Here is a 25380-nt window from a genome sequence, read left to right as displayed (position 1 = left end):
CACATCAACTCGATTAAAATCAATACATAAGACCGCATTTGACTTTTAGTAGAAAACTCACCTAACTATGTATTTACTTTTTGACACCTTGGCAAGTTTTGTCCAAATTTATAGCTATGTGCTAATTGTTCGGGTTTTATTAACCTGGTTTCCCCAAATCAATTGGTCTAATCAACCATTCGCGGCTTTAAGCCAAGTTAGTGATCCCTATCTCAATCTATTTCGTTCTATTATCCCCCCATTGGGTGGTATGGATTTTTCACCCATTTTAGCTTTCCTGGCACTCAATGTTGTGGGTAGTGTTTTAGCTAATCTGAGTCGGATGACATTAATTCAGGGACTTTAATTAATATCAGTAATTCCCCGGTTTGATACTGGCCGGGGAAGCAGGGCTGACGGATGTAGGTTTTTACAACTAGCAGGATTTGGAGTATTGACAATACCATTGCTGTCAGCAAGTCTCACCTGTTTTCCCGGCCCGTTTCAAGTCTGCCAATGCCCTACGGCGACTATAAGCAATTTTTATATTCATTGTGGAATTGTTCTGCTAATTGCAGGATTTATTATTAATTTCACCCTTGATTTTCAAACCAGGTAGTGTACATTTTCTGTTAAACATTGTTTGTACCACTGTTCCCTATTAGGTATGTCAATCGGTTTTCTTAGACAAGCCCTCAACGCAATACAACTCAAGTCACATGGCCGCACTTCCCATCGGGTTAACCAGTGGTTTAAGTGGTTATCCCCTGGAATATCAGTAAAACGCTGGTTTCTAGTCAGTATTGGAGGTGTTTTACTGGCAAGTTTGGGGTTGGCTATTTGGATTAAGCTAACCCCAATTTTTTGGACGTTAGAGTTTCTCAGAGGTTTGCTGGGATTTCTGACAGAGATATTGCCTAACTACGTTAGCGGGCCTTTGGTTTTAATCATTGGCTTGCTACTCTTACTGTGGGGACAATCTCGCACAGTAGGTTCAATCACCGAAGTATTAAGACCTCAAGGGGACGACGAAGAACTAATAGACGTTCTCCTAGCATATCGCCGCTTGTACCGGGGTCCAAAAATAGTAGTCATTGGTGGCGGTACTGGACTTTCAACTTTACTCAGAGGCTTAAAAACCTATAGTGCCAACATTACAGCTATTGTTACTGTAGCTGATGATGGTGGTTCTTCTGGTAGATTACGCCAGGAATTTGGGGTTTTACCACCGGGAGATATTCGCAACTGTTTGGCTGCACTAGCAGATGAAGAAAAGCTATTAACAGAACTATTTCAATATCGCTTCCGCGCAGGGGATGGTTTAACAGGTCACAGTTTTGGTAATTTATTTTTAACTGCCATGAGTGACATTACTGGAGACTTAGAAAGGGCTGTTGCAGCTAGTTCTAAAGTTCTGGCTGTCAGAGGACAAGTTTTACCAGCAACCCTCAGTGATGTGCGTCTTTGGGCAGAAATGGCAGATGGACGCAGAATTGAAGGTGAATCTAGTATTCCCAAAGCTGGGGGAAAAATCGCCAAAATCGGTTGTATTCCTGAAAATCCTCCCGCTGTACCCGCAGCAATTAAAGCAATTAAAGAGGCTGATTATATTATCATTGGTCCTGGTAGCTTGTACACCAGCTTAGTACCTAACTTATTAGTACCAGAAATTGCCGATGCGATCGCAGCTACTACAGTACCCCGGATTTATATTTGCAATATCATGACCCAACCGGGAGAAACAGAAGGTTTTACAGTTGCTGAACATATCAAAGCTATTGATGCAGCTTGCGGAGATAGAAAGTTATTTGATGCAGTCTTGGTACATAAAAAATCCCCATCCGCCCAAGCTTTAATTCGCTACGCCCAACAAAACTCTCATCCCGTTTTCTTAGATAGGGAAACTGTCACCCAACTGGGAAGACGAATAGTACCAGCCAACGTCATACATGAAGATGAAACGGGCTTTGTCCGCCACGACCCCCAGAAACTGGCTAAGGTGTTATTGAAATGGTACAGTGGAGTCCCCTTGGGGAAATCAAAAGTCAAAAGTCAAAAGTCAAAATTAGACAACTAATCACCAATTCCCAATGACTAAACTCTTTCTTCCCAATACAGAAGCAACACAGCAGTTAGGTATAAATCTGGGAGAAACCCTAGCTGCTGGAACTGTGATTTTATTAGAGGGTGATTTGGGCGCTGGTAAAACTACCTTGGTGCAAGGTATTGGTAAAGGTTTAGGAATTACTGACTCAATTGTTAGTCCTACTTTTACCTTAATTAATGAATACACCGAAGGACGTATTCCTTTATATCACCTAGATTTGTATCGTTTAGAACCCCAAGAAGTAACAGGATTAAATCTAGAAAGTTACTGGGAAGGAATAGAAGTAGAACTGGGAATTGTGGCCATTGAATGGGCGGAACGAATGCCCTATCTCCCAGAGAGTTATGTCAAAATTGCTTTAACTGATGGTGAAAATGGCACTCGTCAAGTGGAAATTATCCCTTTCAACTGCCAGCTAAATTTTTTACACAAACTGTAAAGCCTGTCCGCGAACTTGCGTATTTACCTTTCCTTGGTCATAAACAATTTCACCACCGACAATGGTAGTTACAGGCCAACCAGTTAAATTCCAACCCTCAAAGGAACTCCAACCACATTTACTTAAAACTTCCTCATTTTTCACAGGTCGGTAATTATTTAAATCTACCAAGACTAAATCAGCATCATAACCAGGAGTAATTTCTCCCTTATTAGGAATACCATAAGCCTGAGCTACAGCTTTAGACATCCACTTTACAACCTGACCAACAGTACATTTTCCTTCCTGTGCCGAAGTTAACATCAAAGGTAAAGAAGTTTCCACACCAGGCATACCAGAAGGAGTATTAGGATAGGTTTTGCCTTTTTCCTCTAAAGTGTGTGGGGCGTGGTCAGTAGCGATAAAATCAATCACACCATCCCGTAAAGCTTGCCAAAGTACCTGATTATCATGGGGCGATCGCAACGGTGGATTCATCTGTGCTAAAGTGCCAATAGTTTGATAAGCATCAGTATTTAACAACAAATGTTGTGGTGTTACCTCTGCCGTCACCCAACTAGGTTTATCTACACGCAATAACTCAGCTTCCTCCGCTGTGGACATATGCAGAATATGTAACCGTCGTTGATATTTTTTAGAGAGTTTTAAAGCCAGTTGAGTCGCCAGCAAAGCCGCTTTATTATCTTGAATTTGGGAATGAACAGCCGGATCACTAACTCCTGCAAACTCTTGACGACGTTGTTTAATTCTCTCCTGATCCTCAGCATGAACAGCAATCAAACGACTACCATGGGCAAAAATATTTTCTAAAGTCGTTTCCTGGTCAACCAGCAAATCACCGTGCATAGACCCCATAAAAATCTTAATCCCTGGAGTCGGAAGGGCAGAAATTAACTCCGGCAAATTATCCGCAGTTGCCCCAATAAAAAAGCCATAATTAACTACACACTTACTAGCAGCCCGTTGGAGTTTGTCATCCAAAGCCGACTGGCTAGTAGTCAAAGGTCGAGTATTGGGCATTTCCAGAAAGGAAGTAACACCCCCCTTAGCACAAGCACAACTAGCCGTAAACAAGTCCTCCTTGTGTTCTAACCCTGGTTCTCGGAAATGTACTTGGGGATCAATCACCCCAGGCAACAAAGTTAAACCTTGTGCGTCAATTTCTTGGGACGGTGTGGCATTAGCTATAGTTGAGGCTACCTCAACAATTTTACCCCCTTGGGTCAGCACATCCCCCACCATAAACTCACCATTAGGTAAAACTAGACGTGCTTGGCGAATTAGTAAACTTTTTGGAGACGACATGAATTTGTCAATTAACAGTTCTCAGTTAACAGTAAACAGTGATCCGTTTTATCTTGTAGTGTGCGTTAAAAAAATTAATTTATGAGTCAGGAGGGGCAAACGGCCATTCACCCGTACAAAAGAAAGATATATAGGGCTTGCTGATAGCGGAGCGTGGCGTAGCACCTGTCACCTGTCACCTGTCACCTGTCACCTATGTTCCCATATCAAACTGATCTTATATCTTGCTCAGGAAAACAAAGGAAAACAACAATATCTAGTTAAGATAATAAATAGAGTCTTCCCCAATAAGTTCAGTGCTTGCCTCTTAACTCTAAAATTTAAGTAATTTCATGCAAAATCAAGTGTCTGATAAAAACTCTAGCCAACAACCCAATAATTCTTGGATTGTCGAGCTAAGTAAAACTGTTATTCTAAGTATCTTTCTTGCCTTGGGAATTCGTACCTTCGTCGCTGAAGCACGTTGGATTCCTACGGGATCTATGGAACCCACATTACATGGTGTACAAGATCAGTGGAAAGCAGACAAAATCATCATTGATAAGGTGAAGTATAGATTTGCTGACCCTGAACGGGGAGATATCGTCGTATTTTCTCCCACAGAAGAATTAAAAAGAGAAAAATACAATGATGCCTTTATTAAAAGAATCATCGGTCTGCCTGGAGAAAAAGTAGAAATTAAAAATGGCAAAGTCTATATTAATAATCAACTTCTCCCAGAAGATAAATATTTATCTCCCTCCATACAGACATCTGTTGAGGTTTGTACATCAGCAACTCAGCCCCCTTTTCTAGCTCAACCAGAAACCATCCCGCCAGATTCATACCTAGTATTAGGTGACAACCGTAGTAGTAGTTATGATGGGCGTTGCTGGGGTTTAGTCCCACGGGAAAACATTATTGGTCGCGCTGTAGTTCGTTTCTGGCCTCTCAACAAAGTTGGTGGTCTTGATGATACACCCTTGTATCCATCTGCAAAGTGAATTGGGTATTGGGTATTGGGTATTGGGTATTGGGCATTGGGAATTAATTGGGTTATTCATCCTCCCCATTACCCCACTCCTCTGCCCCCTTATAAAAAAAATTAGACTTTTTCTTAACTACAGACTGCAATTTTGAGAGGGAAAACAGCATAATAGAAGAGTGACTAAACTGTTAGCCCCTTTGCAATCTCTAAAACAAGGACACTGGTTCAAACTGATTTGTGGAGCTAGTTTCCAACATCTACCTGCGGTTAGAAATTTGACCATAGCCTACACTTTGGCTGGTGCTGACTGCATAGATGTGGCAGCTGATCCGGCAGTTATTGCTGCTGTCCACGAAGGTTTACAGGTGGCTAAAGACTTGGTTGAAGAAGCTCAAGCCCGTGGATTTGGCTGGCAAGGGAATTTACCCCTATTAATGGTCAGCCTCAACGATGGCGAAGATCCCCATTTTAGAAAAGCAGAATTTAATCCTCAATATTGTCCGGCAAATTGTCCTAGACCCTGTGAAAGAATTTGTCCAGCACAGGCTATAGTTTTTAACAATCAAAAAGATAGCTTTTCAGGAATTATTACCGACAAATGTTATGGCTGTGGGCGTTGCGTTCCTGCTTGTCCTTATGAGATAATTTTCACATCTTCTTATGTGTCAACGCCGGGAGCAATTGCACCACTGGTTATGTCAACGGGAATAGATGCTATAGAAATTCATACAAAAGTCGGGCGTTTGGCAGATTTCCAGCGTTTGTGGACAGGTATCGCTCCTTGGATCAATAAATTAAAGTTAGTAGCTATCAGTTGTAATGATGGTGAAGGATTAATTGATTATCTGCAAGCAATTTATGATTTAATCACCCCGCACTGCCAAGAATTAATTTGGCAAACAGACGGGCGCTCGATGAGTGGTGATATTGGAGATGGTACTACCATTGCCACGATTAAGTTAGGGCAAAAAGTTTTGACAGCAAACCTACCGGGATATGTGCAGTTAGCAGGGGGTACTAATAGCTACACTGTCCCGAAATTGAAGGCGATGGAGCTTTTGAAAGAGACAGGGGAGAAGGGGAGCCACTGCGGTCTTGGGGTTTCCCCAAGTGGAGAAAGTGGCGTAGCAGGGAGCAAGGGGGAAAACTTGTCTTCTGCGTTCATTGCTGGTGTGGCTTATGGTAGCTACGCCCGTGTGTTGCTGTCACCCATTTTTGAACAGTTAGAAAATCAGGAGGTGAGTTCCACTGGTATTCAGGCAAGTGTCGGCTTGGAAAAAAATCCAGAATTACTCTGGCAAGCGGTAGAACTTGCTAATTCTCTCGTTTCCCAGATTAAGTCACAGTAAGGGCTTTTCATTGCTCATTCGTTATCTCTCACAACGTCACCATAGAAAGCATGACGATTACAGAAGATCTCCAAAAGTTACTGGACATTTTGCCCCAAGACCTCAAGCAAAAGCTAGAAAATCATCCTCAATGCAATAATTTGGTTGAGGTGATTTTGGATTTAGGTCGTCGCCCAGAAGCGCGGTTTCCCCATGAGGCTGAGTATCTGAGCGAAACTCCCGTTACTCAATTACAAATAGATGATTGCATTCAACGAGTCGGAACATTTGGCGGAGATAATCGGGCTGGAATTGAGCAAACTTTACATCGCATTAGCGCTATCCGTAACCGCAGTGGTAAGATTATTGGCTTGACCTGTCGTGTCGGTCGGGCTGTGTTTGGGACTATTGGCATGATCCGCGATTTGGTGGAAACTGGTAGATCCATACTTATGCTGGGTCGTCCTGGTGTGGGTAAAACTACTGCTTTACGGGAAATTGCCCGTGTGTTGGCCGATGACCTGAATAAACGAGTGGTAATTATTGACACCTCTAACGAAATCGCTGGAGATGGTGATGTTGCTCACCCGGCTATCGGTCGCGCTCGGCGGATGCAGGTGGCAAAGCCAGAATTACAACATCAGGTGATGATTGAGGCGGTGGAAAATCATATGCCGGAGGTGATTGTCATTGATGAAATTGGTACAGAATTGGAGGCTCTTGCAGCCCGTACAATTGCGGAGAGGGGTGTACAATTAGTTGGTACTGCTCATGGTAATCAAATTGAGAATCTGATTAAAAACCCTACCCTTTCTGATTTGGTAGGTGGTATTCAGGCTGTAACGCTGGGAGATGATGAGGCTAGAAGAAGGGGTTCACAAAAGACGGTTTTGGAACGTAAAGCCCCTCCTACTTTCGAGATTGCTGTGGAAATGACGGAGAGACAACGTTGGGTAGTACACGAAAGTGTCGCTGATACTGTTGATACTCTGTTACGGGGTCGTCAACCTAACCCACAAACGCGAATGGTGGATGAAAAGGGTAAGGTTTCTATTACTAGACAGTTGTCTCTGGTGAATGGCCGTGGAAATGGCTTGGGTAGTGAGCAAAATTCTTTGCCTGCGGTTAAACAGGTGAATGGTTGGCGTGCTTCTGGACAAATGGTAGCTTTACCGCCTTTATCTGTGGAAGCAGGGAGAGGTAGCCAGAGTGAGTTTGACCGCTTGTTAGATGAATCTTTCAATTATGGGGATACTGTTGATTTTAGAAGCAGTAAATTAGCAGGCCCGAATGGGGAAGATTTACCTCTGCACATTTACCCTTATGGGGTGAGTCGTCACCAGTTGGAACAGGTGGTTGGTGTGTTGAGTTTGCCGGTGGTGTTGACGAAGGATTTAGATAGTTCTGATGCGATTCTGGCTTTGCGATCGCACGTTAAGAATCACGCTAAGTTAAGGCAAATGGCTAAGGCGCGTCACATACCCATTCACATGATTAAATCTAGTACCATTCCGCAGATTAGTCGGGGTTTGCGACGGTTACTAAATATTGATGAGCCAGACATAGGCGATGATAAGGAGTTACAACTGTTTTTGCACAGTGGGAGTGATGACGAGATGGATGCTTTGGAGGAAGCAAGACTTGCGGTTGAGCAAATAGTTATTCCCAAAGGTCAACCTGTGGAGTTGTTACCCCGTTCTCCCCAAGTGCGAAAAATGCAGCATGAGTTGGTGGAACATTATCGGCTCAAGTCTAATAGTTTTGGTGAAGAACCTAATCGCAGGTTAAGGATTTATCCGGCTTAATTTTACCCTTTATCCCCTCTTCGATGTGGAGAGGGGGTTATTCATAATTTTCCTGGTTTCGTTTTGCAGGAATAATTGAAGAACATGAATATTATCCAATATTATTAATACCTACAGATCGTTTTGGCAAAGATAAAGGTAAGATAGAAAAGGAAGGGACTACAGAAGATGCTATACAGTTAGAATTGTTTAGCGGTAACTCAATAGAGCGATCGCTTTAACCATCAAAGCTTACAAATCAGGTTTTCTTACTGTTGAATTTGATAAATTTTGAGATTTTTTAATAAATTTCTCATCAAAAGTATAAAACTCTCAACAATGACTACTAGAAACTAAATGAAAAGCATCTGCAAAATCAATACCATTTTCATGCCATTCAATAACTTGTAAAATTAAATTCTCATGAGTTAAATAAACATTGGGTAACCCAAACACTTTTCTCAAAGCTTGGCAAATTTCTACAGGTTTAAACTTGTAAGCAAACCGCAATACCCACTCAGTTTCTAAGATGACAGTATCAGGAATAAAAATATTTTTAGTTTTGAATAATGCTAAACTTTTTTGATACTGTAGTTTATCATCCCTAGTAATAAATCTAATGACGATATTAGTATCAATAGCAATCATTGATTCCATGATTCTTCTATTCCCTGAGCGATGGCTTGTTCCATGTCTTCAATTGTTTTAGCTTTTCCTTGATAATTCAAATAACCAGCAACATCATCTAATTTTGTTTCAGGAAAAGTTTTTTTAGGTTTTAATAAAATTCCATCACCCACATTAATTATTATTAATTCTTGACCATCTTGCCACTGATACTGTTCTCTTAAATTTTGGGGAATAGTAATTTGACCTTGACTTGATAGCTTGGTAATTTCCATTTGCATAACTTTTATATAACAGCTTAATTGTAACATGGATTCATATCTCTATCAATTAGATGGGATGATTACCTGATAGTATTTAACTCTCTAATTCCTAATTCTAAAATTTGCGGTATTTGATTTTCAAAGTATTGTAATCTGGTGGCTAATTCGTCAGGTATATCTAAGGTAATTTGCATTTCTCTAAATCTCCACTTATTTTTTGAGAGTTTTTTAATAAAATTACCAAAACTACTCTAAATTGAATCGAACATACTTCATTTTCCAGTAATATAGCAATATTTATTTATCCAAGTAGCGATCGCCCATATACCAAATATATGAACATAGTCCTACGTAATCCACTTATTTATCTGTTAAAATATTTACTTGGTGTTTGTCACCAATTACCCATCCCCGACTACCCATCACCAATTACCCATCACCATTCACGAATCAGGTTATGATAGGAACTATTCCGGTTGCAAAAGATGATTGAGTGAATTACCCTACCCCCTCTTCAGAACTTGACTTAGGGTTGCTATTTCCCTTCGAGCTAGATCAATTCCAACACGATGCGATCGCCTCCCTCAATGCTGGACGTTCAGTAGTAGTCTGCGCGCCCACAGGATCAGGGAAAACACTTATAGGGGAATACGCCATCTATCGCGCCTTGGCGCGAGGGAAACGTGTGTTTTACACCACCCCCCTCAAAGCTTTATCAAATCAAAAATTACGGGACTTTCGGGAAAAATTCGGATTTGATCAGGTAGGACTTTTAACCGGTGATGCCTCCATCAACAGGGACGCACCGATTTTAGTCATGACCACGGAAATTTTCCGTAATATGCTCTATGGCACACCCATAGGTCAAATTGGCATCTCCTTAGTAGATGTCGAGGCTGTAGTCCTCGATGAGTGCCACTACATGAATGATCGTCAACGGGGTACAGTCTGGGAAGAATCCATTATTTACTGTCCCCGTGCCGTCCAACTGGTTGCCCTTTCCGCTACTGTGGCTAACAGTGACCAACTCACAGACTGGTTAAACCGCGTTCATGGACCGACAGACCTGATTTATTCCGATTTTCGCCCAGTTCCCTTAGAATTCCACTTTTGCAACCCCAAAGGCTTATTTCCCTTACTCAATGAAAGCAATACTAAAATTAACCCTCGTTTAGTTAGAAGAGGTAAAAAAGGTTCACGGGATCGAGGCAAAGCCGCCAGACCAGAAGCACCGAGTATTCTTTATACCCTAAATCAACTAGCACAGCGAGATATGCTGCCAGCCATTTTCTTTATTTTCAGCCGCAGAGGTTGTGATAAAGCTGTAGCTGAAGTAGGAGACCTGTGGTTAGTCAATAATGAAGAATCCCAAATATTACGTAGACAAATTGATAATTTTTTAGCCCGCAACCCAGAAGCAGGACGTTCGGGACAAATTGCCCCCTTGTATCGGGGAGTGGCTGCCCATCATGCCGGGATTCTACCAGCCTGGAAGGTTTTAGTTGAGGAACTATTTCAGCAGGGATTAATCAAAGTTGTTTTTGCCACTGAAACCCTAGCGGCAGGTATAAATATGCCAGCACGGACAACAGTAATTTCTACCCTTTCCAAACGCACAGATAACGGACACCGCTTGTTAAAAGCTTCAGAGTTTTTGCAAATGTCCGGTCGTGCTGGTCGGCGGGGGATGGATTTACAGGGTTATGTTGTCACAATTCAAACACCATTTGAAGGGGCAAAAGAAGCAGCTTATTTAGCTACATCTCCAGCAGACCCCCTAGTTAGTCAGTTTACCCCTAGCTATGGGATGGTATTAAATTTATTACAAACTCATACTTTAGAACAAGCTAAGGAACTAATAGAGCGCAGTTTTGGCCAGTATATGGCGACTTTATATTTAAAGCCAGAGTATGATGAAATAGCAGCCATTCAAGCAGAGTTAGCAAAGATTAATGCTGATATAGCTACAGTTGATGATAACGAAGTGGCTTTATATGAAAAATGCCGACAACGTTTAAAAGTAGAACGTCATATCTTTAGGACTCTCCAAGAACAAGCGAGGGAAGATAGACAAGAGCAGATTTCTATGATGTTGGATTTTGCTGTATCGGGGACGTTGTTAAGTTTGAAAGATAAAACCATGACAGCGACTTTACCTTTAACAGCTGTATTAGTTGGTAAAGCACCAGATGTAGGTCAAACAGCTTACTTTATTTGTTTAGCAGAAAATAATCGCTGGTATGTGGCTACATCCGCAGATGTGATTGATTTATATGCAGAAATACCAAAAATAGAATTACCAGAAAATCTCTTACCACCAGATGATTTGGGTTTTAAACGGGGTCAGTCTGTGCGCGGTAATGAAGAGACAGAAATCATCGTTAAAAGCATACCAGATCCGACGAAATTTATGTATATGCCTCCAGAATTGGCTACTCAATTAAGTCGGGTAAATGCAGTACAAGCACAATTAGAAAATAACCCCTTACATCAAGCTGGAAATATTGCCCATATCTTTAAACAAAGAGCGCGGTGTGTAGAATTAGAAGCGGAGTTAGAAACCTTAGAAGAGGAAATAGAACAAAATTCCCAACAACATTGGGAAGAATTTGTAAATTTAATTCAGATATTGCAGCGGTTTAATGGGTTAGATGAATTAGTTCCCACACAATTAGGACAAATGGCCGCCGCAATTCGTGGTGAAAATGAGTTATGGTTAGGGTTAGCGATCGCTAGTGGGGAATTAGATAATTTAGACCCTCACCATTTAGCAGCAGCAGCAGCAGCATTAGTCATAGAAACACCAAGACCAGATAGTAGGGTGCGTTTTAACCTCAGTAACGAAGTTGCAGATGTCTTAGCCAAACTGCGGGGTATCCGTCGTAAATTATTTCAAGTTCAACGTCGTTATAACGTCGCCTTACCTATATGGTTAGAATTTGAATTAATCGCCATTGTTGAACAATGGGCATTAGGCATGGACTGGGGCGAATTATGTTTAAATACTACTTTAGATGAAGGAGATGTAGTTAGGTTGTTACGCCGAACATTGGATTTATTATCTCAAATTCCCCACGTTCCTTTTGTTCCGGAAACTTTGCGAGCTAATGCTCAAAGAGCAATGCAATTAATTGATAGATTCCCTGTCAATGAACTTGTAGAATAGAACTACATCTACCCCCAGAAACCAGCAAATAGTAACGGTAAAAGTATCAAAGCAGAAGCAATTAAAACTACTGTTGCTGGATCAATTTTGATATGATTTTTTTGTGGATCTTTCATTTTTAGCCATCCTTGAAAATAAGTTGCAGGCATTAATAAATTATTTTTTCCAGGGCAGTTTAGTACCCATCTCTGTGAATGCAGAAAAGATTAAATAGACTATTAGTAAAGTTGCACCTGCGAAAAAAGCGATGAGATCATTATCCATACAGTAATTCAGGCTTCCTGACAAAGTTTTTGGTAGGTAATGGGGGAATAAATAGCTTTTATATTCCTGAATTTATTGAGCAAATCCCAATTCAAACAAACCCTAGCAAAAACTATCATACTACATAGAGCTTGCCAATGGAATCTAAAAAATGACCTCTTTACTAAACTGTATTTCCAGTTTAAATTTAAGTAAAGAAAGTAAAGAAAAAGGAAAAATATGTAATATTCCCTGCACGATCATGATATATCGTGCTTAATTTTCCCGGATCACATTGATTTACCGAGAGAATAGGAAATGGTGGGTATATATATTGAAGTCATATTGTAGTGACTGATCCTAGATTATCTTTATGACTCATGACTCAGACCAGAATATTTGACCTATGGCTTATTATCAGCGGAAAACGATTCTCTATTCATTCAATAAGATACCGATGCCATCAGTCATATTATTGGCTATCTTAGTGTGGTGTACAGGATGTTCTGATCAAAAAAAGCAACTCATTTTCAATTCTAATTCCTCAAATCCCACTCAAACTTCTGATTTCAATCAGCAGTCAAAAACACTACAAATAGCCGTAATCCCTGCTCAATCTTCTTCAGAACAACTAGCAAAATTACAAGATTTAGCTGCATATTTAGAAAGTGTTTTACCCAGAAAATTTGATATTCAAATTCAAAAAGATTATGACACAGCAGTGGAATTAATTGTCAATGAAAAGGTACAAATTGCATATTTAAGTCCACTAACTTATGTCAAAGCCAAGCAACTAAATCCTGAAATTGAACCCATACTAGCACCCATTACTAAATTAACAGGTAGACCTTGGCATACCAGCATGATCATTGCCAATTCTGCCAAAATAAAAAGTGTAGAAGACCTGTATAACAACCGATTTGGATTTGTAAGTAAATCTTCCACAACAGGCTTTTTAATTCCTTCTGTTGAGTTATTTCAAAAACTAGGAATTAATCCGGAACAAGCATTTAAAGAAGTTCAATTTTTAGGAAGTCATAATCAAGCGATCGCAGCATTAATTGCGGGGAAAGTTGATGCTATAGCAATAGATCAAGAAGCTTTTTTAAAAGCACAGGTAGAAAACAAATTAGATCAAAAAAAGTATGTAAAAATCTGGGAATCTTCCCCATTACCAACTGATCCAATTGTCGTATCAACAAAGCTAGAACCCAGATTAATTAATGGGATAAAAAAAGCATTACTCGACGCTCCAGAAGGAATTATAGCAGTTTCAGGAGTAGAAACAGCAGGATATACCATAGTAGATGATATGAACTATGAAAGGATTAGGCAACTGCAAAAAAAATTAGATGATAATACTCTCAATCAAATTACCATTATCAAAAATTGATTCAATCATGAATATGAAGATTTGGCAGAAATTCTTAGTATCTTCTACTATATTAATAGGTTTGATATGTCTGATGGGTAGTAGTGTTTTTCGTCTTTATCGAGCGGAAATAGCTGCACAAAAAGCACAGAAAAGCACTGCTTATGCACTAAAAATTACTCATGGACTAGAAAAATCTTTAAAAGACCAAGCTTTATCACTAAAAGATTTTGTAGTCCTAAATCACAACACTGCATACATGATCAAGTTTCAAAACATCAGGTCTAACTTTTTAATAGAACTGAAGGAGTTAGAACTTGTTATGGATGAAGCAGCAAAAGATATTTCTTTTGTACATCGTCGTCATGCTTTTTTAACTAATTTAGCTGATACTCTAGATAGTAGAGATGATGTGTTAATCTCTCAACAAGATTTGCAAGCAATTAACTCTTATATAAAAGATATAACATTTTACTTGGAAGATATTTCTCGGACAGCTAAAAACCAAAATTATGCTGCTACTGGTAATTTGGAGCGCATCAGACAGATGAATACGGTTTTTTTAAGTTTAGGAATTATTTGTATATTTTTGGTTTTTTTATTTAAACTAATTATAATTATTGTTCCGGTAATTCGTTCACTGCATAAATTGCAAATTGGAGTCGCAAAAATTGGAGCAGGAGACTTAAATTATTATTTAGATATTCAAACTAATGATGAAATTGAGCAACTAGCAGATGATTTTAATCAAATGACTATCAAATTAAGAAACTTTTATTATTCCTTAGAGTCTAGAGTTACAGAAAGAACATCTGAACTTTTCCAACTTAATCAAGATTTACAATCTGAAATAATTGAGCGCAAGGAAGCTGAAATTAAACTGAAACAATCTCAAATTGAATTAACTCAAAAAGCTCAACAATTACAAAAAACAATAAAGGAGCTACAAGAGACTCAAGCACAATTAATTCAAAAAGAAAAAATGTCTAGCTTAGGTCAATTAGTAGCTGGTGTAGCTCATGAAATTAATAATCCTGTCAACTTTATTCATGGGAATGTCACACCACTCAAGGAATATGTGCAAAATCTGATTCATTTAACTAAATTATATCAAACTTATTATCCCCAAACTATAGATGAAATTGAAGATTATATGGAATACATAGATTTATCTTTTATTCTGGAGGATACTAATAAAATAATTACTTCTTTGGAGATAGGAACTAAAAGAATTCGTGAGATTGTCTTATCTTTAAGAAATTTTTCTCGACTAGATGAAGCGGATATGAAAGTAGTAAATATCCATGAAGGTATTGATAATACACTTTTAATTCTCCAACATAGAATCAAAGGTAAAGCTCATCATCCCGAAATTGAAGTTATTAAGGAATATGGAAACTTACCATTGATTGAATGTTATCCTGGCCAGCTAAACCAAGTGTTTATGAATATTCTTAGTAATGCTATTGACGCTCTAGAAGGGAAGAAATATCAAGGATTTTTAGTAGAAGAAGTAGAATTTGAAAAGAAAATCAAAATTCAAACTAAACAAGTAAGAAATAATTGTATTGCTATTCATATAGAAGATAATGGTATGGGAATACCCAAAGAACATATAAACCAAATATTTGACCCTTTTTTTACAACAAAACCTATAGGTAAGGGAACTGGTCTGGGTTTATCAATTAGCTATCAGGTAATTAATGGTAAACATCACGGAAATTTACAATGTATCACTAAACTAGGGGAGGGAACAGAATTTATTATTGAACTACCAATTAAACAACAGAATATTCATAATAATTAAACATATATAATGTGCTTGACATGATAATATAGATTTTAACAACTTGGTGCTATTCTATTATTAAATTTACATCTAAATTATGAAACTTCATTTATTAAAACCCCTAGCATTTATTGATTTAGAAGCTACAGGATTAGATATAACCAAAGATAGAATAGTCCAAATTGCCATATTGAAAGTGTTTCCCGATGGGAGGGAAGAATTAAAAAACCAAATAATTAACCCTACTATCCCTATTCCCGCAGAAGTTTCAATGGTACATGGTATTTATGATGATGATGTCAAAGATGCACCTACTTTTGCTGATGTTGCTGGGGAATATTTACATTTTCTTGATGATAGTGACTTAGCTGGTTTTAATTCTAATAGATTTGATATTCCAATGTTGGTAGAGGAATTTTTAAGAGTGGGAATATGTTTAAAATTATCCGATAAACGTTTAGTAGATGTACAAGCTATTTTTCACACGATGGAACGACGTAATTTAAAAGCAGCTTATAAGTTTTATTGTGGACAAGAGTTAGAAGGAGCGCATGATGCAGCAGTGGATATTCGTGCAACCTATGAAGTTTTGAAAGCACAGCTAGAACGTTATGAAAATGTGGAAAATATTAATGATGGTTCTCCTGTCACTGTACCAATTAAAAATGATGTGAGTATTTTAAGTCAATTGACTAAATTTAATTTTTTAGACCCTACAGGTAAAGTGATTTATGATGAAGAACAAAAAGCTATCTTGTTTAATTTTGGTAAGTATAAAGGTAAAACTGTGTTAGAGGTTTTTGCTAAAGACCCTGGTTATTATGATTGGATGATGAATAAAGCTAATTTTTCTCTATCTACTAAAAAGGTGATTTCTAGAGCATGGAAAGCAATTCATTCTCATTCGTAATTTGTAATTCGTAATTTGTAATTTTAAAATAGTTATTTATGTCTACCAGTAATCTGAACAATATTCTATTTTATCATTGGCAGGAAATAACTCAACCTTTTAATGTTGATTTGGTAATTGCTAATCAAATATTTGCAGATTTGATTTTAGCTTATTCTCAACCTCATCGTTATTATCATACATTACAACATATTCATTCTGTTTTGACTACAATTGATATGTTAAAAATGTATGTTGAAGATTTATCCACGGTGAAACTTGCAGTTTGGTTTCATGATTTGGTTTATGATACTCATGCAAAAAATAATGAAGAGAAAAGTGCTGAATATGCTGGAGAAATGTTGAAAAAATTAGCACTGAATTATAATAAGATTGAGAAAATACAACAGTTAATTTTAGCTACTAAAAATCATCAAGCGGATGATATAGACAGTCAAGTTTTACTGGATGCAGATTTAGGAATTTTCGCTGCTGATAAAATTCAATACCAAGAATATGTTCAAGCTATTCGTCAAGAGTATGCTTGGGTTGCTGATGTTGAATATATCAAGGGTAGAAGAATGATATTAACAAAGTTTTTACAGCGTCCTTCTATTTATTTCACACCTTTAATGTTGGAATCATCTGAGGAATTAGCACGGTTGAATATTCAAGCAGAATTAGATATTAATAATTGAACGCAGATGAACGCAGATGAAAAATATGATGTTGTGATAATATTATTTTATTTATTATTTTTTAAGTTTATTTATGGTGATTTTACATCCTTTATCAGATTTTATTAATGTAGATGTTGAAAGTATTTATACAGATATCCAATATTATTATCAGGGTAAATGTCCACAAACTGGGGAGGTTTTACAATTACCAAGAACTACTTTAAGTGAATCTATAGCTAAAGGTTTAATGCAGCAACTTAGTCAAAACCCTATATATTCCCAGGAAGGGAAAATGTATGGTATTTTGTTGGTTGAATTACCTAATGGTGAACAAAGAGTTATTCAGGCTTTTTCTGGACTTTTAAATGGTGACAGTGTTGTGGATGCTTGGGTGACTCCTATTCCGGGAAGGGAAGATGTAAGTTTATTAGAAAGTCAAACTTTAGCGAAGTTGGAAAGTATTAAACAGGAAATAATTAAACTTAAACAAATTCCGGAAAGGGAAGAATATCAAAAGTTATCTCTTGAATTTCAACAGCAGTTAGATATCATTAAATTACAACATCAGCACAGTAAACAATTAAGACAGCAAAAACGTCAAGAATATTTAGCAACTCTCATAGGAGAAAATCTAACAACGGCTTTAGCAGCACTGGAAGCAGAAAGTCGTCAGCAGGGAATTGAGAAAAAAAATATCAAACGTCATCAACAAGAAGTTTTACAACCTTTAGAGAATAAAATTGCAGCAGCAGAGGTTAAAATTAGAGAACTGAAAAAACAGAGAAAAGCAATTTCCAGGGAATTACAAAGTCAAATGCACGCTGCTTATAAGTTGATGAATTTTCATGGAAAGTCTTTATCTTTACAACAGTTATTTCCTTGGGGAACACCAACAGGAACGGGTGAATGTTGCGCTCCTAAATTATTACATTATGCTGCAAGTCATAATTTAAAACCTTTAGCTATGGCAGAATTTTGGTGGGGTGAGTCGTTAGTAAAAGATAAAATTCAGGGAGAGTTTTATGGTGCTTGTGCTGAACGATGTCAACCGTTGATGGGGTTTTTGCTGTCAGGTTTAAAAATGCCAAGTTCTAAAGATCAGAACTTGGAAATTATTTATCAAGACCAATGGTTAATTGCTGTTCATAAACCTGCGGGGTTATTATCTGTACCTGGACGTTATTTATATAATCAGGATAGTGTTTTCAGTCGGTTAAAAAATTTAGATGATGGTGAATTAAGAATAGTACACCGTTTAGATCAAGAAACTTCGGGAATTTTGATCTTAGCAAAGGATAAAATTACTCAATCACAACTACATCAACAATTTGCAAATAGACAAGTAGATAAAATTTATGAGGCTATTTTGGCAGGTTCTCTGAATACAAATCAAGGTATAATTGATTTACCATTGTGGGGAAACCCGGAAAATAGACCTTATCAAATTGTAGATTTTGAAAAAGGTAAACCGAGTATTACTAAATTTCGGGTAATGGGAAAACAGGAAAGTTGCACCCGTGTAGAATTTATTCCTCTGACTGGTAGAACTCACCAAATCAGAGTTCACTCTGCTGATATATTAGGATTAGGTGTAAATATTTTAGGCGATCGCCTTTATGGTTGCAATGATGATATAACTAGATTAGAAGTTATGTGTAATTTAGGAAGTAAACGAACCACAGAGGCACAGAGTTCACAGAGGAATGAGGATGGGAGCAATATTTTGTATCAGTCTCATAGGTTATATCTGCACGCTAGAGAAATCACTTTTCAACATCCCCACACAGGGGTAAATCTGCATTTACAAACAAAAACACCGTTTTAATGGGTAATTGGTAATTGGTAAAATATTTTTGACTCCTGACTCCTGATAACTGTTTTACTCCTGTGTCGGTTATTCGGTAAACTCTTATATTGCATACACATAACTGGAGAAAAAACTTTGGGCATAGAATTACGCAGTTTCGTATTTCTAGACAATCTGCAACCGCAACACGCCGCATATATGGGAACAGTGGCCCAAGGTTTCTTGCCATTACCAGGGGACACATCCCTATGGATTGAAATCTCACCCGGTATTGAAATCAACAAAGTTACAGACATCGCTTTAAAATCTGCCTCTGTGCGTCCCGGTGTGCAGATGGTAGAACGACTCTATGGATTGTTAGAAATCCATTCCGGTTCTCAAGGAGAAATTCGCGCAGCTGGCGAAGCTATCTTAGCTTATTTAAAAGTCAAGAAAGAAGACTGTATCAAACCCCGTGTTGTTTCTAGTCAAATTATTCGCAATATTGACGCTTACCAAACCCAACTCATTAACCGCACCCGCAGAGGACAACTGCTCTTAGCAGGAGAAACCCTCTATGTCTTAGAAGTTGAACCAGCAGCCTATGCAGCTTTAGCCGCAAACGAAGCTGAAAAATCAGCACAAATCAATATTTTATCTGTACAAGCTGTAGGCAGTTTTGGCAGGTTGTATTTAGGGGGAGCAGAACAAGATATTTTAGCCGGTGCAGCCGGAGCTTTAGCTGCTATTGAAAATTGCCCAGGCCGTACACGGGAAAGTCAGCGTCAGGAATAAAGGAATACAGGAATCAGAACAATGGCAAATCAAGAACATTTAAAATTACTGTTGGCAGGTGCAGTTACTTGGACAAAATGGAGAAACCAAAACCCCGAAGTTGACATAGACCTGAGTAATGCTCATCTACAATGGGAAAATCTCCGGGGTGCAAATCTGCAAAATGTGAATTTGAATAAGGTAGATTTAAGTAATGCTTTATTAGTCAGAACTAACTTTAGTCAGGCAAATTTAAGTAGTGCAATTTTATCTCATGCTAAGTTAATAGAAGCTAATTTTTATCAAGCAAATTTGACTATTGCTAATTTGAGTGGTGCTAACCTAAATCGTTCAGATTTCAGTCAGGTAATTTTAATTGGTGCTAATTTACAAAGTGTCAATTTTCAAGATGCTGTGATTACAGATGCTAATCTCATCGGCATTGATGCTAGTTATGCTAATTTGAAAAATTCTGATTTAGCTAACTCTCAACTCATTCGCAGTAATCTGAGTTTTGCTACTTTAATCGGTGCAAATTTAATTGCTGCTGATTTGAGTGAAGCTACTTTATATGAAGCTGAATTAATGCAATGTCATGTTTATCAAGCTAATTTTTATAAAGCTAATTTAACCAGATCCCATTTAGGTAGTTCCTACTTATTCCGTGCTAATTTGAGTGAGGCAAATTTAACCAACGCTGATTTAAGTTGGTGTAATTTAAAATATGCTAACCTCGCAGGTGCAAATTTAACCGCTGCTAACCTCAGAGGTGCAAATTTAACCGGTGCAAATTTAACCGGTGCAAATTTAACCGATACAATTATGCCAAAAGCTGACAATGATTTGTTTAGCTAAAATCAGAAAAGGCATCTAGCTGTGGATACGTTAGGGGTTCTTTTTTTACTCATTGTACCAAGGCCAACGTATCTGATCATCAGGGATTAATTAAAATATAGATCCCCAATGAGTTCTATAATACCAACTGAGTTGGAAATAAAATTAACAGAATATGCCACAGGACTTATCACCCCTTTGGATATCGTTAAAAACCTCATTTTTAGCGACGTTTATCACCTTATTTTTAGGTGTTGGTACTGCTTATTGGATGTTGGGATATCGTGGTAAAGGAAAATCTTTCATCGAGGGAATATTCGTTGCACCATTAATCTTACCACCTACAGTTGTAGGTTTTCTGTTATTGTTATTCTTTGGTAATAATGGCCCGGTTGGTAAACTATTACAACCTTTTAACCTGACTATTGTTTTTACTTGGTATGGTGCGGCTATAGCTGCAATGGTGGTTTCTTTTCCGTTAATGTATAAAACTGCATTAGCTGCTTTTGAACAAATTGATAGTAATTTATTACGAGCAGCAAGAACTTTAGGTGCTAAGGAATTAACTATATTTTGGCGGGTGAGTTTACCTTTAGCATTTCCAGGAATTCTTGCAGGTGCAACCTTAGCTTTTGCCCGTGCTTTAGGGGAGTTTGGCGCAACTTTAATGTTAGCTGGTAATATTCCTGGACAAACTCAGAATATCCCAATGGCGATATATTTTGCAGTGGAAGCAGGGGATATGAATGAAGCTTGGTTTTGGTCTATTGCTATTGTGATTATTTCTTTTTCGGGAATTTTTATCACTAACATTTGGCAAGAACAAAGACATAAAAATAAAAGCGCAAATAGAGAAGAAGATATACAAATAAAATTAGAAAATCAATCTTGTTCTTTACTTCCTAATGCTGCCAACTCTGGCTTATTTATAGATATTGAAAAACAACTAGCGAGTTTTCATCTGCAAATAGCTTTTCATACCGATAATCAACCTTTAGGATTATTGGGAAGTTCTGGGGCAGGAAAAAGTATGATTCTCCGTTGTTTGGCGGGGATAGAAACACCAAGCCAGGGAAAGATAATATTAAATGGTAGAGTTTTATTTGATTCTGAACAAAGAATTAATGTTCCTATTCGGGATCGGAGAATTGGTTTTTTATTCCAAAATTATGCTTTATTTCCTCATCTGACTGTAGCCCAAAATATCGGTTTTGGTTTACCTAAAGAATCATCTGATGGCAATATCAAAGTAGAAATAGAAAAGCAATTAATAGCGATGGAATTACAGGGTTTAGGCGATCGCTATCCTCACCAACTTTCAGGAGGACAACAGCAACGGGTAGCTTTAGCGAGGGCTTTAGCAAGTCAACCAGAAGCATTACTTTTAGATGAACCATTTTCCGCTTTGGATACACATTTACGTAGTCAATTAGAACAACAAATGACAGAAACTTTAGCCGATTATTCTGGAGTAACTTTATTTGTCACTCATAACATGGAAGAAGCTTATAGGTTGTGTCCAAATCTATTAGTTTTAGAAGCTGGCAAAGAAGCCCATCATGGTTCTAAATATGAGATTTTTAAATATCCTGCTACTATAAATGTTGCTCGAATTACTGGCTGTAAAAACTTTTCTAGAGCAGCATCTGAATCAAATCAAATAGTAGCAGCAATTGACTGGGATTGTAAACTTAAAGTTGTAGAATCTATTCCTGAACAATTATCATATATCGGTATCCGCGCCCATCAAATTATTTTTAAAAATGACCATAATCAGGAAAATACTTTTCCCTGTTGGCTAGTCAGAACTAGCGAAACACCACATCGGATCACCTTATTTTTGAAATTACATTCTCCTGCTAATAATCATCATGATTATCATTTACAAGCGGAAGTTTATAAAGAGAAATGGGTGACAATTAAAGATAAACCTTTTCCTTGGTATGTATATTTAGAACCCTCTCAGTTGATCTTAATGGAATAGACATTTTTCAATATTTTTTAATATTTTCTATAGCCCCCTCCCCGCAAACAAGGAGGGGGTTGGGTGTGAGGTTTTTCTATCTTACTCAACCGATAATTGCTATATTAGTACATAGGGCTTGCTGAATAAATCTCAAAACATTACAGGTAAACGATTTTAGCGATTTTGACTTTCAAAAAATGCAAGCTTTGATGAGGTGAGAACTGAAAAACCTTGCATTTAATTCCTGCTTCAAGGAAAAATAGTTCCCATCCAACTCTTGAAACTGTCACCTGTCACCTGTCACCTGTCACCTGTCACCTGTCACCTGTCTCCACGACAAGACTTTATCAGCAAACCCTACATAGTCATTTTTATCTTTTTAGTAGTAGATAAAATAACTGCCCATTATTAACAGTTATCCCCGCGCGATCGCCTGCAATTTTACCACTCCCTAAATAATAATCCACCCTACCAGCACCTTTAATTGCACCACCAGTATCTTGATCCAAAACAAAACGGCTGACTGTACGATGTTCTAATTCACCTTGATCATTTACAAAGGGAAAAGGAGCGCGAATTAAAGCCAAAGCACCAGGAGGCATTAAAGATTTATCAGTAGCTATAGAACGTTCTGGAGTCAGAGGTACACTAATAGCACCTTGTGGCAGTCTACCCTTAGTTTCTGTAAAAAATACAAAACTTGGATTGCGAGGAATATAAACATCTAAATCTTGGGGATACTTCTCAAAATACTCCAAAATAGTTGGCATTGTTACCCCATCTTCTGGTAATTTCCCATCCGCTACTAATAACTTCCCTAAACTTTTATAATTATGGGCTGTATTCCCTGCATAACCAATTGTTGTTTCTGTTCCATCCGTTAATTTTAATCTGCCAGAACCTTGAATTTGAATCATGTAAGGTTCAAATCTATCTCGAAACCAAAATAATTCTAAACCTTTTAATCTACCTTGAGAACCTTGTAAACCATCTGCACCTTCTAACTCTAATCTAGTCGGATGAGGTCTAGACCAAGATCGTAAATTAGGCGGTAAACGATAAACAGGATATTTGAATTCTTGAGTTTGTTTACGACTTGCTACATACACTGGTTCATAATAAGCAGTAAACAAAACTGTACCTTGATCATCATTCCCAATTGATTGATAATAAACAAATTCTTTGGCAATTGCTGCTTGTAATTCTTGGGGTGAATTAGTCGCTAAAACTAACTCCCTAAATCTTTTTAAACTCCGATAAACATGATTTTTATTAATTCCCATATATTTGTATTTATAGCGCCGATAAGCAGACTCAGCGCGACCTGTTCTTAAATATCTTAAACTCTGATCAATAGATTTGATTAATTCCTTTTTATCTGTTATCTTTTCTGTGGCACTACCATAAATTCTATGGTCTAAACAAGAATCATCATTTTTACAACAACCTATAGGTTCTCTTTGTATCAGGGTAGGTAATTTTTTCACATTTTCGGTTTTTAAACCTCTAGGTAAATCCCATTTAGTAATTTGACATTCTGGAGAAATAGGACTTTTATCTTTTATTGCTGGCATTTCCAACAAAAAAATTGTGAAGAAAAACGGTAAGCTAAAGGTTGTAGTGAGTATTCTTTTCATGGAATTTATACAGAATGCAAGAAGTAAAACAATTAATTACGAATTATAAATCTATTCATTCATGTTATGGTATGTAGCCACAGCAGAAGGAGAAATCCGATTTAAGTAACGGAAAATCCAGTATTTAAAGATTGTATCTAAAATCACGGGAAATGTAGCAATGAATAAAAAGATAAAATCCCGATTTGCCGGTAAACCCCAATGACGTGATACACCTTCTAAAATTACTTCCCAACCGTGGGGAGAGTGGAAACCCACAAATACATCAGTGAATAAGATAATAATAAATGCTTTTGCGCTATCACTCAACCCATATACAATATGATCGAAGAAATCTTTAAGAACTGATATAGAAGACTTGCTAATAAGTAATAAACAGATAAAAGCAATTACAGAAAAAATATCTGCAAATACGTTTTTAATAGCATTAGAACTAGCATCGCGAAATTCAGTTGCTAATTCCTGGGCTTTTTCTTCCATCTTGCTTTTGATGACTTCAGGATCTAGAGGTGGTGCATCACTGATCATATTCTCAAACTTGATTCTTTCTTCAAATCTTTGCAGTTCTATTAATGCTTCTTCTTCCATTTCTTCATTGATAAAAATCTGGGTTGATTCTGAACTTCTAAAATGTTCTACCACTGGACCAACTACCGCAGCCTTAGCTATTTGATGAGTTAATAATGGTACGATAATGAGTAGAAGAATGAACCTAACTGATAAAATTGTGATTTTTTGAGTTTGCCGAAAATTCTGGACTACATCTTTTTCAGAACCTGGGTCTAACTCTGCTTGTAATCGAGTAATCGTAGTTAAAATTGACCGGGGTAAAATTCCCGTACTATCTGTTTTTCTCTTGGGTTTATTTTCAGTATTATCAACTGATTTTGAGACTTTATCTCCTTGATTATTGTTACTGCTATCTGCTATATTTATAGATGAATTAACTATAGTTTCAGAACTAATTTCTAAATCATTTTCTGTATATTTGTCAATAACTTGATCAATGAATTCTAGCTTTTTTAAAACCAAGGTCGGACTAGGATATTCTATACCTGCTTTAATGGCTGCTTTTTGTTTTGATTCATTGGAAAACCAGCGACTAGCTTTAAATTCTGTTAGTCGCATCCGCACATTTTTTAACAATTTCCGTAAATCTGCTCGAAAGTAATTCATGACACTACTACTGTACATAGCAGAATCAGGACTGATTTTTTTACCCTGAAAATGCTTGTCTTCGATTTCCTTAATTTTTAAAGCTATTTGGTAAGCTTCGTCTAAAGATCGTTCTGGTGTCAGTAAGTACCATCTGTAAGCAGCCAGTAAACTAGAGTATATTTTTTGACTAAACACAGAGCTTTTCATCCTCAATGATCATTCAACAAGGTTTTGTGACCTATGAACTTAAATTAACGCAAAAAATATAGTAACTAATCTATAAGGAG

At 37.5% G+C, this 25380-nt stretch carries 20 protein-coding genes; 15 read left to right on the top strand and 5 right to left on the bottom strand.

Features of this window, described 5'->3' with window-relative positions; all coding sequences use genetic code 11:
• Window positions 1-67: 67 nt before the first annotated feature.
• The 3 genes from WJM97_RS08720 (at window position 68) to tsaE (ending at window position 2525) form a co-directional block, all read left to right on the top strand.
• Complete coding sequence (locus WJM97_RS08720) at window positions 68-346, top strand: YggT family protein (RefSeq protein ID WP_353932648.1); 279 nt, start codon at window positions 68-70, stop codon at window positions 344-346.
• A gap of 300 nt (window positions 347-646) precedes the next feature.
• Window positions 647-2056 (top strand): gluconeogenesis factor YvcK family protein, encoded by a 1410-nt coding sequence (locus WJM97_RS08715; protein ID WP_353932647.1) that lies wholly within the window; start codon window positions 647-649, stop codon window positions 2054-2056.
• Window positions 2057-2069: 13 nt separating this feature from the next.
• Complete coding sequence (gene tsaE, locus WJM97_RS08710; protein ID WP_353932646.1) at window positions 2070-2525, top strand: tRNA (adenosine(37)-N6)-threonylcarbamoyltransferase complex ATPase subunit type 1 TsaE; 456 nt, start codon at window positions 2070-2072, stop codon at window positions 2523-2525.
• On the opposite strand, the gene WJM97_RS08705 is transcribed toward tsaE, so the two are convergent.
• Complete coding sequence (locus WJM97_RS08705; RefSeq protein WP_353932645.1) at window positions 2511-3830, bottom strand: dihydroorotase; 1320 nt, start codon at window positions 3828-3830, stop codon at window positions 2511-2513. The two genes, tsaE and WJM97_RS08705, sit on opposite strands and share 15 nt — an antisense overlap.
• A gap of 332 nt (window positions 3831-4162) precedes the next feature.
• On the opposite strand from WJM97_RS08705, the gene lepB reads away from it, so the two are divergent.
• The 3 genes from lepB to WJM97_RS08690 all read left to right on the top strand — a co-directional run bounded on the left by lepB (window position 4163) and on the right by WJM97_RS08690 (window position 7930).
• On the top strand, window positions 4163-4813 hold the full coding sequence (lepB, locus tag WJM97_RS08700; protein ID WP_353932644.1) for a signal peptidase I: 651 nt from the start codon (window positions 4163-4165) through the stop codon (window positions 4811-4813).
• Window positions 4814-4973: 160 nt separating this feature from the next.
• Window positions 4974-6146 (top strand): circadian clock protein LdpA, encoded by a 1173-nt coding sequence (gene ldpA, locus WJM97_RS08695; protein WP_353932643.1) that lies wholly within the window; start codon window positions 4974-4976, stop codon window positions 6144-6146.
• 50 nt (window positions 6147-6196) lie between these two features.
• Complete coding sequence (locus WJM97_RS08690) at window positions 6197-7930, top strand: R3H domain-containing nucleic acid-binding protein (RefSeq protein ID WP_353932642.1); 1734 nt, start codon at window positions 6197-6199, stop codon at window positions 7928-7930.
• Between the two features lie 312 nt (window positions 7931-8242).
• On the opposite strand, the gene WJM97_RS08685 is transcribed toward WJM97_RS08690, so the two are convergent.
• Window positions 8243-8566 carry a type II toxin-antitoxin system VapC family toxin gene (locus WJM97_RS08685; RefSeq protein ID WP_353932641.1) on the bottom strand — a complete coding sequence of 108 codons (324 nt, stop codon included), beginning with the start codon at window positions 8564-8566 and terminating at the stop codon, window positions 8243-8245.
• Window positions 8554-8811, bottom strand: a complete 258-nt coding sequence (locus WJM97_RS08680; protein ID WP_353933132.1) for an AbrB/MazE/SpoVT family DNA-binding domain-containing protein — start codon at window positions 8809-8811, stop codon at window positions 8554-8556. The genes WJM97_RS08685 and WJM97_RS08680 overlap by 13 nt, the downstream gene beginning before the upstream one ends.
• A gap of 481 nt (window positions 8812-9292) precedes the next feature.
• Here WJM97_RS08680 and WJM97_RS08675 point away from each other — a divergent pair, with 481 nt between their 5' ends.
• The 9 genes from WJM97_RS08675 (at window position 9293) to modB (ending at window position 22316) form a co-directional block, all read left to right on the top strand.
• On the top strand, window positions 9293-11965 hold the full coding sequence (locus WJM97_RS08675; RefSeq protein ID WP_353932640.1) for an RNA helicase: 2673 nt from the start codon (window positions 9293-9295) through the stop codon (window positions 11963-11965).
• A gap of 700 nt (window positions 11966-12665) precedes the next feature.
• Window positions 12666-13601: a phosphate/phosphite/phosphonate ABC transporter substrate-binding protein gene (gene phnD, locus WJM97_RS08670; RefSeq protein ID WP_353932639.1), complete on the top strand. Its 936-nt coding sequence runs from the start codon at window positions 12666-12668 to the stop codon at window positions 13599-13601.
• Window positions 13602-13608: 7 nt separating this feature from the next.
• Window positions 13609-15387, top strand: coding sequence for an ATP-binding protein (locus tag WJM97_RS08665; protein ID WP_353932638.1), 1779 nt, complete (start codon window positions 13609-13611; stop codon window positions 15385-15387).
• Between the two features lie 79 nt (window positions 15388-15466).
• The gene (locus tag WJM97_RS08660) at window positions 15467-16279 is read left to right on the top strand and encodes a 3'-5' exonuclease (RefSeq protein ID WP_353932637.1); all 813 of its coding nucleotides are present in this window, start codon (window positions 15467-15469) and stop codon (window positions 16277-16279) included.
• A gap of 38 nt (window positions 16280-16317) precedes the next feature.
• On the top strand, window positions 16318-16956 hold the full coding sequence (locus WJM97_RS08655; protein WP_353932636.1) for a hypothetical protein: 639 nt from the start codon (window positions 16318-16320) through the stop codon (window positions 16954-16956).
• A gap of 73 nt (window positions 16957-17029) precedes the next feature.
• Window positions 17030-18763 carry a pseudouridine synthase gene (locus tag WJM97_RS08650; protein WP_353932635.1) on the top strand — a complete coding sequence of 578 codons (1734 nt, stop codon included), beginning with the start codon at window positions 17030-17032 and terminating at the stop codon, window positions 18761-18763.
• 117 nt (window positions 18764-18880) lie between these two features.
• Window positions 18881-19519: a hypothetical protein gene (locus WJM97_RS08645; protein ID WP_353932634.1), complete on the top strand. Its 639-nt coding sequence runs from the start codon at window positions 18881-18883 to the stop codon at window positions 19517-19519.
• 21 nt (window positions 19520-19540) lie between these two features.
• A complete protein-coding gene (locus tag WJM97_RS08640) occupies window positions 19541-20353 on the top strand; it encodes a pentapeptide repeat-containing protein (RefSeq protein ID WP_353932633.1) in 813 nt (270 codons plus the stop codon).
• A 154-nt stretch (window positions 20354-20507) separates the two neighbouring features.
• Window positions 20508-22316, top strand: a complete 1809-nt coding sequence (gene modB, locus WJM97_RS08635; protein ID WP_353932632.1) for a molybdate ABC transporter permease subunit — start codon at window positions 20508-20510, stop codon at window positions 22314-22316.
• Between the two features lie 353 nt (window positions 22317-22669).
• Here modB and WJM97_RS08630 read toward each other — a convergent pair whose 3' ends face one another.
• Entirely contained in the window at window positions 22670-23935 is a 1266-nt protein-coding gene (locus WJM97_RS08630; protein ID WP_353932631.1) for an MltA domain-containing protein, read from the bottom strand.
• Window positions 23936-23986: 51 nt separating this feature from the next.
• Window positions 23987-25300 carry a proton extrusion protein PcxA gene (locus tag WJM97_RS08625; RefSeq protein WP_353932630.1) on the bottom strand — a complete coding sequence of 438 codons (1314 nt, stop codon included), beginning with the start codon at window positions 25298-25300 and terminating at the stop codon, window positions 23987-23989.
• Window positions 25301-25380: the final 80 nt, after the last annotated feature.

This window comes from Okeanomitos corallinicola TIOX110 (genome assembly GCF_038050375.1).
GTDB lineage: Bacteria > Cyanobacteriota > Cyanobacteriia > Cyanobacteriales > Nostocaceae > Okeanomitos > Okeanomitos corallinicola.
Note: the sequence above shows the minus strand (reverse complement) of the source record. Positions and strands in the feature narration are given on the sequence as shown.